This is a genomic window from Aeromonas sp. 603607 (assembly GCF_049171595.1).
Classification (GTDB): Bacteria; Pseudomonadota; Gammaproteobacteria; order Enterobacterales; family Aeromonadaceae; genus Aeromonas; species Aeromonas veronii.
Window position 1 is genome coordinate 111577 of the sequence record NZ_JAAKOV010000019.1, and the last position, 17698, is coordinate 129274.

Consider the following 17698-nt stretch of genomic DNA (forward strand, 5'->3'; position numbering starts at 1 on the left):
CAGACTCATGTTCAATATTGCGACTGCGCCGTTTGCCCATAACCGCAAACAGACCCGAACCCTGATGCTGCTGGTGATCCTGGCCTGCGTGCCGGGCTTGCTGGCCCAGACTTGGTTCTTCGGCTGGGGCTCCTTTATCCAGATCCTGCTGGCGTTGGTGACCGCGCTGCTGTGCGAGGCGCTGGTGCTCAAGCTCCGTGGCCGCGCCATCAAGCCAGCCCTGATGGATGGCAGTGCGGCGCTCACCGCCGTGCTGATCGGTCTCTCCCTGCCGCCGCTGCTGCCGTGGTGGATGCTGGTGGTGGGCACGGCCTTTGCCATCATTGTCGCCAAACACCTTTACGGCGGACTGGGCCAGAACCTGTTCAACCCGGCCATGGTCGCCTATGTGCTGCTGCTGGTCTCCTTCCCTGTACAGATGACCAGCTGGCTGCCGCCGGAGAGCGTGCGCGCCTACAGTCTCGGCTTTGGCGATGCGGCGTCGGTGATCTTCACCGGCTTTAGCCTCGACGGCTACAGCATGGCCCAGCTCAAGCAGGGGGTGGATGGTCTCACCATGGCGACTCCCCTCGATACCCTGAAAACCGGCCTGACTCAGGGGCTCACCACCGGCGAGATCCTGAGCGGCCCGCTGTTTGAGGGTTGGGGCGGCATCGGCTGGAGCTGGGTCAACCTCGGCTATCTGCTGGGCGGCCTGTTCCTGCTGCAACAGAAGGTGATCAACTGGCGCATTCCCACCGCCATTCTCGGTGCCCTGCTGGCGGCCTCCACCATCGGTTATCTGGTGAGCCCGGATGCGACCGCCACGCCCATGTTCCATCTCTTTAGCGGCGCCACCATGCTGGGGGCCTTCTTTATCGCCACCGATCCGGTCAGTGCCTGTACCACGCCGCGCGGTCGACTGGTCTATGGCGTGCTGATCGGAATGCTGGTCTACATCATTCGCCGCTTTGGCGGCTATCCGGATGCCTTCGCCTTCGCCGTGCTGCTGGCCAACCTTTGTGTGCCGTTTATCGACAGCCTGACTCGTCCGAAGGTATACGGAGCACGTCGCCAATGACCAAGACGATAACGCCGAAACGTATCGAGTGCTGCTGGCCAACCTCTGCGTTGCCCATTTTTATCGACACGCTGACTCGCCCGAAAGTGTATGGAGCTCGTCGCCAATGATGTTTCTGCCCTTTTCCCCCATCACAGCTGACGGAGCCCGGACATGTTAAAGAGCATGCGCAAGAACGGCCTTATTCTGGCGATGTTCGCGCTCGGCTGTACCGCGCTGGTGGTACTGACCAACGAGCTGACCAAGGATAAAATCGCCCACCAGCAGCAGCTGGAGAAGCAGCAGACCCTCTCGGTATTGCTGCCGGAGGGGAGCTATGACAACGATCTGGTGGCCAGCTGCAAGCAGGTGACCAGCAGGAAGTATCTGGGCAGCGATCAGCCGCAAGCCCTCTATACCGCCAGCAAAAATGGCGTGGTAACCGGCTATGCATTGGAGGCGATCGCGCCGGATGGTTACAGCGGGGCGATCCGCATCGTGGCGGGCTTTGATGCCAAGGGCACCATCACCGCAGTGCGCGTGCTCGCTCACAACGAGACCCCGGGCCTCGGTGACAAGATCGAGCTGAAGAAATCGGACTGGATCAACAGCTTTGCCGGAAAATTCCTGACCCATGACAACGAGCCCCAGTGGGCGGTGAAGAAGGATGGCGGCGAGTTCGATGCCTTTACCGGCGCCACCATCACCCCGCGAGCCGTGGTCAAGGCGGTGAAGAACCTGCTGAAACTGCAGCAGGAGCAACCCGAACTGCTCAGCAACGCCCCGGCTTGTCCGGCGGCGAACTAACGGAGTCGAGCCATCATGAACCAGATGGAACAGATTGAAACGGGCGCTGCCCCGATTGCCGAGCTGGAAAGCCGCAAGGGCGAGCTCAAGGAGCTGATGAGTCAGGGGCTGTGGAAGAACAACCCCTCGCTGGTGCAGGTGCTGGGGCTCTGCCCGACCCTAGCCGTCTCCTCCACCTTTACCAATGCGCTGGGGCTGGGCCTTGCCACCATGGCGGTGCTGGTCTGCTCCAACCTTGCCGTCTCGCTGGTGCGCAACTGGGTGCCGAAAGATATTCGCATCCCTGTCTATGTGATGATCATCGCCTCGCTGGTGACCAGCGTGCAGCTGCTGATGAACGCCTACACCTATGGCCTCTATCAGGCACTCGGCATCTTTATCGCCCTCATCGTCACCAACTGCGTCATCATCGGCCGCGCCGAGGCCTATGCCTCCAAGAATCCGCCGCTGCTGGCGGCCCTCGACGGCCTGATGATGGGCCTTGGTTTTACCCTGGTGCTGCTGGTACTGGGCGGCATGCGCGAGATCATCGGCATGGGCACCCTGTTTGATGGCGCCGAGCTGCTGCTGGGCGAGTGGGCCAAATCCCTGCGCATCGAGCTGTTCCACGCCGATGCCAGTCTGCTGCTGGCGATTTTGCCGCCGGGCGGTTTTATCGGGCTGGGACTGCTGATCGCCGCCAAGAACGCCATCAACGACTGGCGGGACCGCAAACAAGCATCCACAGTGGCCCACTGCAACGTTGCCCCGGCTCGCGTCCGGGCGACCGAACTATGATCGGACGCAAGGCATGAATAACCAGAAACGCAGAGAGATCCTCGAGCGACTGCGGGAAAACAACCCCCACCCCACCACAGAGCTCAATTTCAACTCGCCATTCGAGCTGTTGATCGCCGTGCTGCTCTCGGCGCAGGCAACCGATGTCAGCGTCAACAAGGCGACCGACAAACTCTATCCGGTGGCCAACACCCCGCAAGCAATGCTGGATCTCGGGGTGGACGGGCTCAAGGAGTACATCAAGACCATTGGCCTGTTCAATACCAAGGCCGAGAACGTCATCAAGACCTGCGCCATCTTGCTGGAGCGCCACGGAGGCGAGGTGCCAGAGAACCGCGAAGCGCTGGAAGCCCTGCCCGGCGTCGGCCGCAAGACCGCCAACGTGGTGCTCAACACCGCCTTTGGCTGGCCCACTATCGCCGTCGATACCCATATCTTCCGGGTATCGAACCGCACCGGCTTTGCGGTAGGCAAGAACGTAGATCAGGTGGAGGAGAAGCTGCTCAAAGTGGTACCCGCCGAGTTCAAGCTGGATGTCCACCACTGGCTCATCCTGCACGGGCGTTACACCTGTCTGGCTCGCAAGCCCCGTTGTGGTTCCTGTATCATCGAGAACTTGTGCGAATACAAAGAGAAGGTCTATCCAGAGAGCTGAATGACTGGGCGCTACAACCGTCCTACCTGTCTCGCTCGCAAACATCCGCTGCAGTGGTTCCTGTATCATCGAGGACCTCTGCGAGTACAAAGAGAAGGTCTATCCAGAAAGCTGATAGCCTCGCAACCGAGATTGAAAGCAGTACACATCACCAACCCGGAGAACTGAGCAATGAGAATTCTGCATACCATGCTGCGTGTCGGCGATCTGCAACGCTCCATCGACTTCTACACCCGTGTCCTTGGCATGAAGCTGCTGCGCAAGAGCGAGAACAGCGAGTACAAGTACACCCTGGCCTTCGTCGGCTACGGTGACGAGAAGGATGAAGCGGTGATCGAGCTGACCTACAACTGGGGGGTGAGCGAGTACGAACTGGGCTCTGCTTACGGCCACATCGCGCTGGAAGCGGACGACATCTATGCCACTTGCGACGCCCTGCGCGCCGCCGGTGCCAAGATCACCCGCGAGCCGGGCCCGGTTAAAGGCGGCACTACCGTGATCGCCTTCGTCGAAGATCCGGACGGTTACAAGATTGAACTGATCGCCAAGAAAGATGCCGGTACTGGCCTCGGTGACAGCTTCTAAGCTGCCCGATTCCGCTGCCGAATGGCAGGATCAAAAAAGAGCGCAGATGCGCTCTTTTTTATGCCTCTTTGCCGGGGACAGCGCTAGATCTCGCCATTGCGCCCCATGCTGATCACCACCCGCCGGTTCTTGGCACGTCCCTGTTCGGTTTCGTTGGAGGCAACGTGCTGCTTCTCACCATGCCCCTCCACCGAGATCTTGCCGGGCTCGATCCCCAAATCGACAAACACCTTCTTGATGGCATCGGCCCGCTTCTCGGAGAGTTTCAGGTTCGGCCAGCGGCCGCCATAGCTATCGCTGTAAGCATCGATCACCACTACGTCGATACTCTTGTCCGCCTTGATAAACTCGCTGATCATCGCCAGCCGCCGCTTGGAGGGGATGGAGAGCTGATCGCTGTTTTTGTCGTAGGTGAGCACGCTAAAGGCGATGTCATTGAAGCTGTAGGGCAAGAGCCCACTCAGACAGTCGATAAAGGCCTGATATTTCACCCGAAAGTTAACCGACGAGAGGGACACTCGCACCGCGCGGTTCTGGCGATACCAGTCCCGATACTGGAAGGTCGGCATCCGCCCCCCCTCCAGCTCGTCGAGCATGGTCCAGGCGGTTTGCCCCTCCACCAGCCCATCGAACTGCTGATAGAAACGCAGTTGACTCACTTCTCGCCCGGCTATTCCCGGGCGCCATACCGGCGGCATGATGCCAAGACTCACCGTCTGGGTCTGGGCCTGCGGCCGCTTGCCCTTGAGCTCAAAGTCGAGGTTGATCTTGCGACCGGCACGACTGACAAAAGCCCCCGTTCCCCAGTTGGGAATAGGATGCTCGAGGCGACACTCAATCTGGGTATCGGAGGTCAAACGCCAGACGGATTGATCCAGACCGGCACCAAATTCGGTGACCCCAGCCTGTAACTGCATACTCACGGATATGCTGACCAACCCCAACACCCAAGCGTTCAATTGCTTGTCCTCCACACGATCTCACAAGGGGTATCGGCCAGGGAGGGACAAGCTTTAGCGCAAATGGATCAGTGGGGAGAGGCTCTCTCCAGCAACTTGAAGCTGGCAATTCGTCCAGCCAGCTCCCGTGCCAACTGATCCAGTTCGACACTATTCTGCTGCAGGGTGACCGAGTGCTGGCGATGGGCCTCGTACACTTCGCGGATGGTCATTACGTTGTGCTGGATATCGTCCGTTACGTAGCGCTGCTGCTCGGTTGCGGTAGCCACCTGTGCCGTCATGTCACTCACCTTGCGCACCTCATTGACGATGTCGGTCAGCTCGTGACCCGCCCGCTGCGCTTCACTGACACTGAGGCCCGCCTGCTCGCTGCCCGACTGCATGGCCACCACCGCCTGAAGGGCTCCAGCCCGCAAACGGGAGAGCATCTGTTCGATATCATCTGCCGCCTGCTGGGTACGGGCAGCCAGTGAACGAACCTCATCGGCGACCACGGCAAAGCCGCGCCCCGACTCACCGGCACGGGCTGCCTCAATGGCGGCATTGAGGGCCAACAGATTGGTGCGATCGGAGATCTGCTTGATGAGGTTGAGTGCCTCGACGGCGGACTCGGTATCCTGATGCAGGTTGTTGACCAACAGCCGGGTCTCGTCGAGGGTGCCGGCCACCTGCTCGATGGCGGCGATAGTCTGATCCACCTCCTTGTCCCCCTGCCGGGCACGGCCAATGGCCTGCTGGGTCGCCAGTGAGGTCTGGGTCGCATTGCGAGCAATTTCGGCCACCGTCGAAGCCATTTCCGTTGCGGCGGTGGCAACCAGTTCAACCTGACCGACACCACGCACCACACCTTCATTCACTTCGGCAATCACCTCGCTGGAGTTGCTGGCACTACGGGTCAATATCTCACAGGAGCGGCGCACCTCCAGCAACAAGCCTTCCAGATGCTGCAGAAAGTGGTTGAGATCCCGCGCCAATGCCCCAAGCTCGTCACCCGATTGCCAGTTGACCCTCACCGTCAGATCATTGTCATTGACGAGCCGTGAAAAGGTGCGATGCAGAGCGACGAAGCCCAGATGCACATCCCGCAGCACCTTCCAACTGATGAGGGTAGTCAACAGCAGGCAGCACAGCACCGCCATAGCCCCCCACCAGAAGTTGCGCTGACTCTCTCCCTGCATCTGCTCAACCCGTTCGAACAACTGCTGGAAGAGCTGATCTTCGCCCTGTTTGAGCTGGTCGATCTTCTCGGTGCTCACGGCAAACCAGCGCTCCGGATCGACGCCAAAGCTCCCCTCGGTCATCTTGCCGAGGGCGAGCTGCTCATATTTCGCGACCTCTGCCATCACCGGACTCTTCTCAATTTGCTCAAGCAGGCGTCGCTGCGGCTCGCTTGCCACGGCGCGAAAACGCTCCAGATAGCTCTGCTGGGCAGCGAGCAGGGACATAAATTGCTGCAAGGTAGCCGGGGTGAAACTCCCTTTGGCAAAGACATTGCTGAGGGTCGCCCGCTCCATCCCCATACGCTCCTTGTTTTGCAAAAATGCGGCGTAGGCATTGGTCTGCAAGGCAATAGCGGCATCCTGGCTACGCAGACTAATCTCATCCACGACCTTGAGCAGAGAAGCAATCAACTGGCTATAAAAGGCGACCTGACGCGGGGCCTCTATGGCCAGTTTGTCCACCTGATTGCGGATCCCCATCAACTCGCGCAAAGCCAGATCCACCTGCTCGTGGGCAACCCCCCTCTCCAACCCCTGAAAGCGATGAATGGCTTCATCAACCTGTTGCCGCTGACGTGGCAGGGCATCTGCAAATTTGCGCCCTTCAGAGCCGATAAACCCCGCCGACATGCCACGCTCCTTTTGCAGCTCGTGCACCAACTGGGCGCTGCGTTCGACCACAGCCAGCTGCTGCAGGGCTTGCGTCATCTCATGGGTCACCCGATATCTGTCGTATGCGTAGTGGCTGGCGAAAAACAGCAGCGCCAATAACGGCAGGCAAATTGCCAGCAACATCTTGCCGGCCAATCCGAGTCTGTTCATCCCGCACTCCTGTCATTTTTATCAACGCGTTGATTATATCCGGCCTGCTCGCTTATGCCGCTGACGACATCTGCCATTGGCCAGAACCATGAGCTGCATCAACCATTTTCTGTAGATGGCCACGCAGCCCCCCCATAGCCCAGCCCAATGGTCAGGTCGAGACAGCCAGAGAGAAACTCGCTACAGTAGATCAGGGCGACAGGAGGTCGCTTGTTTGGGGAATCCAGCCATGAAACACCCGCTCTGCCCGCTTTACCGTCTGGGTTGCGCCCTCTTCGCGGCGACCCTGCCCATGGCGTCACTCGCGGCCAGTAACAACCTTGACGATCAGGAGGAGGACTGGGCGCAAAAACGGGCCAATGCGGTGATCTCGCTGATGACTTTCAGCGTGGTGCCGGACATCACCGCCAGCAACCTGGACATCGGCAGCAGCACTGGCCAATCTTCTGCGCTCAACATGGGGCAACTGGGAGGCGGCGCAACCCTGAGCGAAGCCGTGCCCATCTATCTGGAGGGGGCGCTGGGCTACAGCCGCTACGACCCCCAGTTTGTGATAAGCAATGGTACCGAGAGTCGCACCATACCGACCAAGTGGAATAGCCTGACCGCCTCGGGCGGGATCGGCTGGGATGTCCCCCTTCACAAAGATCCGCGTGGCGGCCACTGGGTGCTGCGCCCCATAGCCAACGTCTCGCTCGGTACCATGGCCAGCGACCTGCGGATCGGCAACTGGCTGCTGGATCGTACCAAGGGCTACTCGCTGGACTTTCTCGATGGGGGTCAGCTCAATATGTACGGGCTGGGTGGCTCGCTGATGCTCGATTACGAACTCTTTTCACCGGCCCAGGACATAGATGCCGAACTGCGCTACTCCTATCAGCACCTGCAGAGCTTTGGCGGCACCTCGACCAGCGTCCGTGGTCACGCCGAGGCGGAGAACCTCGGCCTCTATCTGCGCCGCCGCGCCCCGCTGTTCCACTGGACCCTGCTCGACAGACCGGTGCGCTATGTACTGGAGGGGGCCCATACCGCATATCTGGGGGAGCAACGGGGGTTGCTTGGCTTTGACTCCCTCAACTCCATCGGCGCCGGTCTGGAGCTGGACAGCAGCAAGTACGACATCATTGTCACCCGTACCCGGCTGGTTGCCCGCTACATGTTCAGCCACAACACCAGCGGTTATTCCATTGGGCTGGCCATGAGCTTCTAACCCGGGCTGCCAGAGGGGCATCCTCCGAGTCGCACCATGCAGCTATCACCGCCACCATAAAAAACGCCAGCCTTGCGGCTGGCGTTCTCATTGGGGTTGAAGCGACTTATTTCAGATCGAAACGGTCATTGTTCATCACCTTGACCCAGGCCTTGACGAAGTCTCGGACGAACTTCTCCTTGCCATCTTGCTGGGCATAGACCTCGGCGTAGGCACGCAGCACCGAGTTGGAGCCAAACACCAGATCAACCCGGGTAGCAGTCCACTTCACCGCACCGCTCTGGCGATCCACGATCTGGTAACTGTTGCGGCCAGTCGGCTGCCAGCTATAGGCCATGTCGGTCAGGTTGACGAAGAAGTCGTTGCTGAGCAGACCGACCCGGTCGGTAAAGACGCCGTGGGCCGACCCGCCATGGTTGGTGCCAAGCACCCGCATACCGCCGACCAGCACAGTCATCTCGCGGGCGGTAAGCCCCAGCAACTGGGCACGGTCGAGCAGCATCTCCTCCGGCTGCACCTTGTAGTGCCCCTTCTGCCAGTTGCGGAAACCATCGTGAACCGGCTCGAGGAAGGCGAACGACTCGGCATCGGTCTGTTCGGCGCTGGCATCGCCGCGGCCCGGCGCAAAGGGAACGACGATATCGACGCCAGCCAGTTTGGCCGCCTGCTCCACCGCTGCGCTGCCACCCAGCACAATCAGGTCGGCGATGCTGACCGGCTTGCTCAGGGAGGCCTGCAGGGCGATCAGGGCGTTGAGCACCTTCTCGAGGCGAGCGGGCTCGTTGCCTTCCCACTCTTTCATCGGCGCGAGACGGATGCGAGCACCGTTGGCACCACCGCGATAATCGGAGCCGCGGAAGGTGCGGGCACTGTCCCATGCGGTGGCGATCAAATCGGCTGGCGCCACGCCGCAGGCCAGCAGTTTGGCCTTGATCTCACTCACCTCTTTGTCAGAGAGCTGGTAATCCACCGCCGGAACCGGATCCTGCCACACCATGACTTCGCTCGGCACTTCCGGCCCCAGATAGCGGCTGCGCGGCCCCATGTCGCGGTGGGTAAGCTTGAACCAGGCGCGGGCAAAGGCGTCGGAGAAGAGCGCCTGATCCGCGGCAAAGCGCTCGGAGATCTCCCGGTATACGGGGTCAAAGCGCAGCGCCATGTCCGCATCGGTCATGATGGGGTTGCAGCGGATGGAGGGGTCTTCCACGTCCACCGGACGATCTTCCTCCTTGATGGCGACGGGCTCCCACTGCCAGGCACCGGCCGGGCTCTTCTTGATCCACCAGTCGTGGCCCAGCAGCATCTTGAAGTAGCCGTTGTCCCAGCGGGTCGGGTTGCTGGTCCAGGCCCCTTCAAGGCCGCTGGTCACCGTATCACGACCGATGCCGCGGCTCTCGTGGTTGATCCAGCCCAGCCCCTGCTCGTGCACATCGGCCCCTTCGGGAGCGGGCCCCAGTTTGGCAGCGCTGCCGTTGCCGTGGGCCTTGCCGACGGTGTGGCCACCGGCGGTGAGGGCGACGGTCTCTTCGTCATTCATCCCCATGCGGGCAAAGGTAACGCGCATGTCGTGGGCGGTTTTCAGGGGATCCGGGTTGCCATCCACCCCTTCCGGGTTGACGTAAATCAGCCCCATCATCACCGCCGCCAGTGGGTTCTCCAGATCCCGTTCGCCGCTGTAACGGCTCCCTTCGCTACCGCTCGGTGCCAGCCACTCCTTCTCGGAACCCCAGTAGACATCTTTTTCCGGATGCCAGATATCCTCGCGGCCACCGGCAAAGCCGAAGGTCTTGAGCCCCATGGACTCATAGGCGACGTTGCCCGCCAGGATCATCAGGTCAGCCCAGGAGATCTTGTTGCCGTACTTCTGCTTGATCGGCCACAGCAGACGGCGTGCCTTGTCGAGGTTGCCGTTGTCAGGCCAACTGTTGAGGGGGGCGAAGCGCTGGTTGCCAGTGTTGGCACCGCCGCGCCCGTCGGTAGCGCGATAGCTGCCGGCGGAGTGCCAGGCCATGCGGATCATCAGGCCGCCATAGTGACCCCAGTCTGCCGGCCACCAGGGCTGGCTGTCGGTCATCAGGGCATGCAGATCTGCCTTGAGGGCATCGTAATCGAGGCTGTTGAAGGCATCGGCATAATCGAAAGTCTCATCCATCGGATTGGTCTTGCTGTCATGCTGGTGCAGGATGTCGAGGTTGAGGGCATTGGGCCACCAGACTTGATGCTCCTGGCTGGCAGAGGTATTGGCACCGTGGGCAAAGGGGCACTGACCGGCCCCGCTAGCGTGTTTGTCCATCTATCAGATCCTCATTGTGGTCATAATGACGGCGAAACCCTTCGCTTCGCAGTAGAGACTAGCCTACCCCCCACCAGTCACTTAAAAAACCGAATAAAAAAGTTCAATTCAATCTGGTTTTGCGATTGAACTATCTCGTCACCGGGTAACAAACAGAACAATGCAGGCGCTGGCTGAGTAGTAGTGGCATAGATCACACACGCTTGTTGAACCCACTGTTAACATGTTGCCATTGCACATCAGACGACAGCGTTGAAATGGACTTCACACCTGTTATTGCGGTTCTGCTGGACCAGCTCTGGTATCTGCTGCCCCTTCTGCTGATTGCCACCCTGATCAAAACGCCCAGGTTTAAGGGGATGGTTGGGGAGGCATTTATCAACTTGGGCATCCGGCTGTTTCTCGACCAGCGGGAGTACCATCTGCTCAAGAACGTGACCCTACCGACCCCGCAGGGTACTACCCAGATCGATCATGTGATCGTCTCGCGCTTCGGGCTGTTTGTGATCGAGACCAAGAACATCAAGGGGTGGATATTTGGCAATCCGGCCCATAAGAGCTGGACCCAGCAGCTCTATCGCCGCAGACATACCTTTCAAAATCCCCTGCGCCAAAACTATCTGCACCTGATGACGCTCAAATCCTTGCTGGGTCTTGCTGATCATCAGCTCCATTCGATTATTTACTTTATTGGCGACTGCACCTTTAAAACCCCCATGCCGGATAACGTGATGAACCGCGGGCTTATTCGCTATATCAAGAGTAAAACCACTCAGGTGCTGACCCCTGCCGAAGTCACCAGAGTGATCGACACCATCCAGCGGGGACGACTGGCCGCCAATTGGCAGACCCATAAACAGCATGTCGCGCAGTTGAAAGCCCGTCACAGCGAGGTTCCCCGCCCGCCTTTATCCGTAGCTGCAATGCCTGTGGTCAATCAGGTGGTGAACGCCGCGCCAACCATCACCGAATCGCTCACCCAAGCAAATCCACTATGCCCCAGATGCGGCAACCCGATGGTATTGCGTACCGCCAAACGGGGGGATAACCGAGGCAATCGGTTTTGGGGATGCAGTGGATACCCCAAATGCAGATTCATTGTAAATCTCACAGGGAACAGCAAGGCATGAACTGCCACACAAGGGGAAACTCACTCTGACATCAAGGGCGGCCAATTGGCCGCCCTTGATGCTTCTTACCGAATCGTCGCCATCTGCCGCACGCAACGTTGTTCTCTGTCATCCACCCGCTTGGCAAACCAGGCGGTGGTGAGGTTGCGGGTAATTTTCGGGCTCTTTAGCTGAATGCCGGGCAGGATGGCGCGGGGCAGTCGCTTGCCCGCTTGCTTGTCGGCCAGGGTAAAGATGCGATGGTAGAGATCGGTCTCGGCAAATTCGGCGGTATCCCCTTTGCGAAGGCTCTGGTGGATCGCTTGTTTGCTCATATTGACCCGGTTGGCGAGGGTGTAGACGGCAAGCTCGGTATTGCCCGGCAGATCCGAGTCATAGCGGATCAGATCCCCGTCCAGCGCCAGAGTTTTGCCACTCAAACGGCTGACGGCGGCCTGAAAGGCGGCATTGCGACTGGCATACCAGCCGGCGTTGAAGTCGGCAAAGCGGTAGAGGGTATCCGGGTAGTCAACGGGATAACCGAAGATATGTTTGGTGCCAAACCAGATGCCGCCGCGACGGGTAAAGACTTCGTGGCGGATGGAATCCTTGATTGGATAGGGGTAGCCACGGGCGTTGGCCTCGGCAAAGGCGATGCTCACCTGCATCGGGCCACCGGTATGCACCGGGTTGAGGTTGCCAAACAGCGTCTTGCCCATCGGCAGCATGCTGATCATATCTTCGAAGATTTCACTCATCTCCCGCTCGGTACGCAACTTGTCGATCCGCTCGGCGTAGCTCTTGCCGGTGGGCGAGTTGATGGATAGCGCGGCCCGCACCATAAATTCGGGGATCAGCAGCTTGGCTGCCCGTGAGTTGATCTCTTTCCAGGCGATCTTGCCAAGGCCCGGCACCACGGGGTCCGCCTGATAAGTGGCTTCCTGCTCCGCCACCGCCAGCACGCTACAGACATTGTGATCATTGACCGTCACCCCCTGGGTGGTGAGCGCCGTCACCACGTCGTTAGCCCACCCCTGTTTGTCAGGCACCTGACGGGGCAAGAAGCGCACGATGCGGCTCTTCATATCCGCCGGTTTGCGCGGCTGCATGGCAGGCGGCGTTTTGGGGTTGCTCACGCTCGCCTCTTTGGCTGGCGCGGAGGCGGGATCACTGGCACAACCGGCCAGCAGCAAGGCGGAGCAGAAGGCAAGAAGACGACAGGAAGGCAAAGCGGTCATAAGCATGTCCATTTTTTGTAGGCCCTACAGGCAGCGCCGCTGGCACTGCACTGACAAGCAAAGTGGGGCCATTGTAGAGGATTGCCTGCTGCAGTTGAAACCCGCGCTCGCAGCATCCCCTCCCCTTGCCAGCTTTTGCCACCCCACGCGCCATCCGTTGTCTGCGATGCGGAACTCATAACCTTCCTCAATGGCTCACCTGGCCCGAACCGAACGCTTAGCGACAGATAAAAAGAAACCCCCGCCATCGCTGGCGGGGGTTGGTCGTCTGGCAAGTCGGGCTGATGCCCGCTGCAAACTCTTAGCGGTTTTTCACCTTCTGGTGCAACTCCTGCACCGAGTTGACGTTGGCGGTGGCATCCACGCTGATGGCCATGCAGGTGGCAAACGCCTCATTCATGGTGGTGGTATACGCCACCTTGTTCTGCAAGGCGGCGCGACGCAGCTGCTTGGAGTCCTGGATCGCCACCCGCCCTTCGGCGGTGTTGACGATGTAGGTGTACTCGCCATTCTTGATGCGGTCGAGAATGTGCGGGCGACCTTCGTGCACCTTGTTGACCAGGCGCGGGTTGATGCTCGCTTCACCCAGCGCGACCGCGGTACCGTGAGTGGCATCCAGCTCGTAGCCCAGCTCCAGCAGTTTGGCGGCCAAATCGACCACCTGCGCCTTGTCGCTGTGACGTACTGACAAGAGGGCACGACCCTCTTTCGGTACGGCGTGGTTGGCACCCAGCTGCGCCTTGGCATAGGCCTCGGCAAAGCTGCTGCCAACCCCCATCACCTCACCGGTAGAGCGCATCTCCGGCCCCAGCAGCGGGTCAACCCCCGGGAACTTGGCAAACGGCAGTACCACCTCTTTCACCGAGTAGTAGGGCGGGATGATCTCTTTGGTGAAGCCCTGTTCTTGCAGCGACTGACCGGCCATCACACGGGCGGCAATCTTGGCCAGCGGCGCACCGGTCGCCTTGGAGACGAACGGCACGGTACGGGCGGCACGCGGGTTCACCTCGATGAGGTAGATGTCATCGCCCTTGACCGCGAACTGCACGTTCATCAGGCCGATAACGCCGAGCTCCAGCGCCAGCTTGCGCACCTGCTCGCGGATCTCGTCCTGAATCTTCTTGGACAAGGTATAGGGAGGCAGGGAGCAACCGGAGTCACCGGAGTGAATACCGGCCTGCTCGATGTGCTCCATGATGCCGCCGATGACCACGTCGGTGCCGTCGCAGATGGCATCCACGTCCAGCTCGGTCGCATCGTCCAGGAAGCGGTCCAGCAGTACAGGCGATTCGTTGGAGACGCTCACCGCCTCGGCGAAGTAGCGACGCAGATCCTGCTCGTCATAGACGATTTCCATGGCGCGGCCACCCAGCACGTAGGAGGGACGAACCACCAGCGGGTAGGTAATGCGCTCGGCCAGCAGCACGGCCTGCTCCAGCGCGGTGACGGTGCCGTTTTCCGGCTGCTTGAGGCCGAGGCGCTCGACGGCAGACTGGAAGCGTTCACGGTCTTCGGCGCGGTCGATGGCATCCGGGCTGGTACCGATGATCGGTACGCCGTTGGCTTCCAGTGCACGGGCCAGTTTCAGCGGGGTCTGGCCACCGTACTGGACAATCACGCCCTTGGGTTTTTCGATGCGCACGATTTCCAGCACATCTTCCAGGGTCACCGGCTCGAAGTAGAGACGGTCAGAAGTGTCGTAATCGGTGGAGACGGTCTCCGGGTTGCAGTTGACCATGATGGTCTCATAACCGTCTTCGCGCAGGGCCAGCGCCGCGTGCACGCAGCAGTAGTCGAACTCGATACCCTGACCGATACGGTTCGGGCCGCCGCCGATGATCATGATCTTGTCGCGGTTGCTCGGGGCCGCTTCGCACTCCTCGTCATAGCTGGAGTACATGTAGGCGGTGTTGGTGGCGAACTCGGCGGCGCAGGTATCGACCCGCTTGTAGACCGGGAAGATGTTGTTGCGGGCACGCAGTTTGCGCACTTCCCCTTCGGCCACACCGAGGATCTTGGCCAGACGGGCATCGGCAAAGCCTTTGCGCTTCAGGGCGCGCAGGAAGTCAGCATCGAGACCGGCCATGCCGCGCTCTTTCACCTCTTCTTCCAGTTTCACCAGATCTTCAATCTGTACCAGGAACCAGGGGTCAATCTTGGTCAGCTTGAAGATGCCGTCCATGGAGAGACCGGCGCGGAATGCATCGGCGATGTAGAAGATACGGTCGCTACCGGCATCCTGCAGCTCGTGACGGATGCGGGTCAGGGAGTCCGGGGCGTTCAGATCCACCATGGGGTCGAAGCCGGTCTTACCGGTCTCGAGGCTGCGCAACGCCTTGTGCAGGGACTCCTGGAAGTTACGGCCGATAGCCATCACTTCACCGACCGACTTCATCTGGGTCGTCAGACGGTCGTTGGCACCGGCGAACTTCTCGAAGTTGAAGCGTGGCACCTTGGTCACCACGTAGTCGATGGCCGGCTCGAAGGAGGCCGGAGTGCGACCGCCGGTGATGTCGTTCATCAGCTCGTCGAGGGTGTAACCGATGGCGAGCTTGGCTGCGATCTTGGCGATGGGGAAACCGGTCGCCTTGGAGGCCAGCGCAGAGGAGCGCGACACCCGCGGGTTCATCTCGATGATGACCATGCGGCCATCTTTCGGGTTGATGCCGAACTGGACGTTGGAGCCGCCGGTCTCGACACCGATTTCGCGCAGCACCGCCATGGAGGCGTTGCGCATCAGCTGGTACTCCTTGTCGGTCAGCGTCTGGGCTGGCGCGACCGTGATGGAGTCACCGGTGTGGATACCCATGGGGTCGAAGTTTTCGATGGCGCAGACGATGATGCAGTTGTCGTTGCGATCCCGCACCACCTCCATCTCGTACTCTTTCCAGCCGATCAGCGACTCGTCGATGAGCAGCTCTTTGGTCGGCGACAAGTCCAGACCGCGCTCGCAGATCTCGACGAACTCTTCGGTGTTGTAGGCGATGCCGCCACCGGAGCCACCCATGGTAAAGGAGGGACGGATGATGCAGGGGAAGCCAACCATCTGTTGCACGCCCCACGCCTCTTCCATGTTGTGGGCGATGCCGGCACGCGGGCACTCGAGGCCAATGCTGCGCATCGCCTTGTCAAAGCGGGAGCGGTCTTCGGCCTTGTCGATGGCGTCGGCGGTGGCACCGATCATCTCGACACCGAACTCGGCCAGCACGCCATGCTTCTCCAGCGCCAGTGCGCAGTTGAGCGCAGTCTGGCCGCCCATAGTGGGCAGGATGGCGTCCGGGCGCTCTTTCTTGATGATTTCGCGCACCACTTCCCAGGTGATGGGCTCGATGTAGGTGGCGTCTGCCATCTCCGGGTCGGTCATGATAGTGGCCGGGTTGGAGTTGACCAGAATGACGCGGTAGCCCTCCTCGCGCAGGGCTTTGCACGCCTGGGCGCCGGAGTAGTCAAATTCGCAGGCTTGGCCGATGACGATGGGGCCGGCGCCGAGGATCAGGATGCTCTGAAGGTCGTTACGTTTTGGCATGAAACTCTTTCCTCTATTTCTTAGGCGCGATACTGCTTAATCAATTCAATAAAGTGGTCAAAAAGACCGGCACAGTCGTGCGGACCCGGGCTCGCTTCGGGGTGCCCCTGGAAGCTGAAGGCCGGACGGTCGGTGCGATGGATACCTTGCAGGGAACCATCAAACAGGGAGACGTGGGTGGCGCGCAGGCAATCCGGCAGGCTGTTCTCGTCTACCGCAAAGCCGTGGTTCTGAGCGGTGATCATGACGGTGTTGTCATCAAGGCTCTTCACCGGATGGTTGGCGCCGTGGTGGCCAAACTTCATCTTGACGGTCTTGGCACCGGAGGCCAGACCCAGCAGCTGGTGACCCAGACAGATGCCGAATACCGGCGTGCTGGTATTAAGGAAAGCCTTGATGGCCTCGATGGCGTAGTCGCACGGCTCGGGGTCGCCGGGGCCGTTGGAGAGGAAGATGCCATCCGGGTTCATCGCCAGTACCTCGGCGGCCGGGGTCTTGGCCGGTACCACGGTCAGGCGGCAGCCACGGTCAACCAGCATCCGCAGGATGTTGCGCTTGACGCCAAAGTCATAGGCTACCACGTGGTACTTCAGCTGGTCGGCATCCGGGGTGACGTGCCCCTTGCCAAGCTGCCAGCTCCCGGTCGTCCAGTTGTACGCTTCACCAACCGTTACCTCTTTGGCCAGATCCATCCCCTTCAGACCGGGGAAGGCGCGGGCCTGTTCGAGAGCATAGGCTTCATCGACCTGTTTCCCGGCCAAAATGCAGCCAGCCTGAGCGCCTTTCTCGCGCAGGATGCGGGTCAGTTTACGGGTGTCGATGTCGGCGATGCCAACGATGTTGTGAGACTTGAGGTATTCGGAGAGGGATTGCTGATTGCGGAAATTGGAGGCAAGTATCGGAAGGTCCCGGATGATCAATCCCTGAGCATGGATCTGACTGGACTCTTCATCTTCGCTGTTGGTGCCGGTGTTGCCTATATGGGGGTAAGTGAGGGTGACTATCTGACGGGAATAAGAGGGATCGGTGAGGATTTCCTGATAGCCCGTCATCGACGTATTGAAAACCACTTCACCAACGGAACATCCCTCGGCGCCTATCGACACGCCTTTGAATACAGTTCCATCTTCCAGCACTAGCAATGCAGTGTGATTCAAGACAACCTCCAGTTATTTAGCTTTAAATTCAGCAATTTACCTGGGTGTTGCGGGCTCGATTCCGGTCTTGGACAGGACTCGAACCCGGCAGATTTCTGGCAAATTGGGCGCATTCTACTTAAAAAAAGTGGCATTTCAACGTCTTTTCTCAGATGAAATGCATCTAAATTCAATAAAAAAGCAACATTACCCATTATCTATGCACTCAACCGCTTTGCAACCCCCTCCCATGAAAGAAAATGAAAAACCACCACCAAAAGATGCCACCAAGCCAGCAATAGCGACAAAAACAAACAAAAAA

Annotated in this window: 13 protein-coding genes; 7 read left to right on the forward strand and 6 right to left on the reverse strand. The window is 59.8% G+C overall.

The genetic code is table 11. The features are described 5' to 3' along the window. Positions 1-7 precede the first annotated feature (7 nt). The 5 genes from rsxD (at position 8) to gloA (ending at position 3863) form a co-directional block, all read left to right on the forward strand. Positions 8-1060, forward strand: a complete 1053-nt coding sequence (gene rsxD, locus G5315_RS17385; RefSeq protein ID WP_042056553.1) for an electron transport complex subunit RsxD — start codon at positions 8-10, stop codon at positions 1058-1060. A 153-nt stretch (positions 1061-1213) separates the two neighbouring features. Then, complete coding sequence (rsxG, locus tag G5315_RS17390; RefSeq protein WP_005359614.1) at positions 1214-1846, forward strand: electron transport complex subunit RsxG; 633 nt, start codon at positions 1214-1216, stop codon at positions 1844-1846. A gap of 15 nt (positions 1847-1861) precedes the next feature. Further along, entirely contained in the window at positions 1862-2623 is a 762-nt protein-coding gene (locus G5315_RS17395) for an electron transport complex subunit E (RefSeq protein WP_374844912.1), read from the forward strand. A 13-nt stretch (positions 2624-2636) separates the two neighbouring features. Beyond that, on the forward strand, positions 2637-3278 hold the full coding sequence (nth, locus tag G5315_RS17400) for an endonuclease III (protein WP_227342383.1): 642 nt from the start codon (positions 2637-2639) through the stop codon (positions 3276-3278). Positions 3279-3449: 171 nt separating this feature from the next. Continuing rightward, positions 3450-3863, forward strand: a complete 414-nt coding sequence (gene gloA, locus G5315_RS17405; RefSeq protein WP_005347113.1) for a lactoylglutathione lyase — start codon at positions 3450-3452, stop codon at positions 3861-3863. Positions 3864-3946: 83 nt separating this feature from the next. Here the strand turns inward: gloA and G5315_RS17410 are convergent, their stop codons facing one another. Together G5315_RS17410 and G5315_RS17415 are read right to left on the reverse strand one after the other, a co-directional pair. Continuing rightward, entirely contained in the window at positions 3947-4822 is an 876-nt protein-coding gene (locus G5315_RS17410) for a flagellar protein MotY (RefSeq protein WP_216951135.1), read from the reverse strand. A gap of 68 nt (positions 4823-4890) precedes the next feature. Further along, positions 4891-6864, reverse strand: coding sequence for a methyl-accepting chemotaxis protein (locus tag G5315_RS17415; RefSeq protein ID WP_216953276.1), 1974 nt, complete (start codon positions 6862-6864; stop codon positions 4891-4893). A gap of 292 nt (positions 6865-7156) precedes the next feature. Between G5315_RS17415 and G5315_RS17420 the strand changes: the two genes are divergently transcribed. After that, positions 7157-8074 (forward strand): autotransporter domain-containing protein, encoded by a 918-nt coding sequence (locus G5315_RS17420; protein WP_421333556.1) that lies wholly within the window; start codon positions 7157-7159, stop codon positions 8072-8074. 106 nt (positions 8075-8180) lie between these two features. On the opposite strand, the gene katG is transcribed toward G5315_RS17420, so the two are convergent. Beyond that, a complete protein-coding gene (gene katG, locus G5315_RS17425) occupies positions 8181-10367 on the reverse strand; it encodes a catalase/peroxidase HPI (protein ID WP_227342382.1) in 2187 nt (728 codons plus the stop codon). Positions 10368-10624: 257 nt separating this feature from the next. Here katG and G5315_RS17430 point away from each other — a divergent pair, with 257 nt between their 5' ends. After that, positions 10625-11497, forward strand: a complete 873-nt coding sequence (locus tag G5315_RS17430; RefSeq protein ID WP_227342380.1) for a nuclease-related domain-containing protein — start codon at positions 10625-10627, stop codon at positions 11495-11497. Between the two features lie 65 nt (positions 11498-11562). Here G5315_RS17430 and G5315_RS17435 read toward each other — a convergent pair whose 3' ends face one another. The 3 genes from G5315_RS17435 to carA all read right to left on the reverse strand — a co-directional run bounded on the left by G5315_RS17435 (position 11563) and on the right by carA (position 17397). Beyond that, on the reverse strand, positions 11563-12714 hold the full coding sequence (locus G5315_RS17435; RefSeq protein WP_040067843.1) for a DUF1615 domain-containing protein: 1152 nt from the start codon (positions 12712-12714) through the stop codon (positions 11563-11565). A gap of 301 nt (positions 12715-13015) precedes the next feature. Beyond that, the gene (gene carB / locus G5315_RS17440) at positions 13016-16240 is read right to left on the reverse strand and encodes a carbamoyl-phosphate synthase large subunit (RefSeq protein WP_216961925.1); all 3225 of its coding nucleotides are present in this window, start codon (positions 16238-16240) and stop codon (positions 13016-13018) included. A gap of 20 nt (positions 16241-16260) precedes the next feature. Then, entirely contained in the window at positions 16261-17397 is a 1137-nt protein-coding gene (gene carA, locus G5315_RS17445; RefSeq protein ID WP_219295496.1) for a glutamine-hydrolyzing carbamoyl-phosphate synthase small subunit, read from the reverse strand. Positions 17398-17698: the final 301 nt, after the last annotated feature.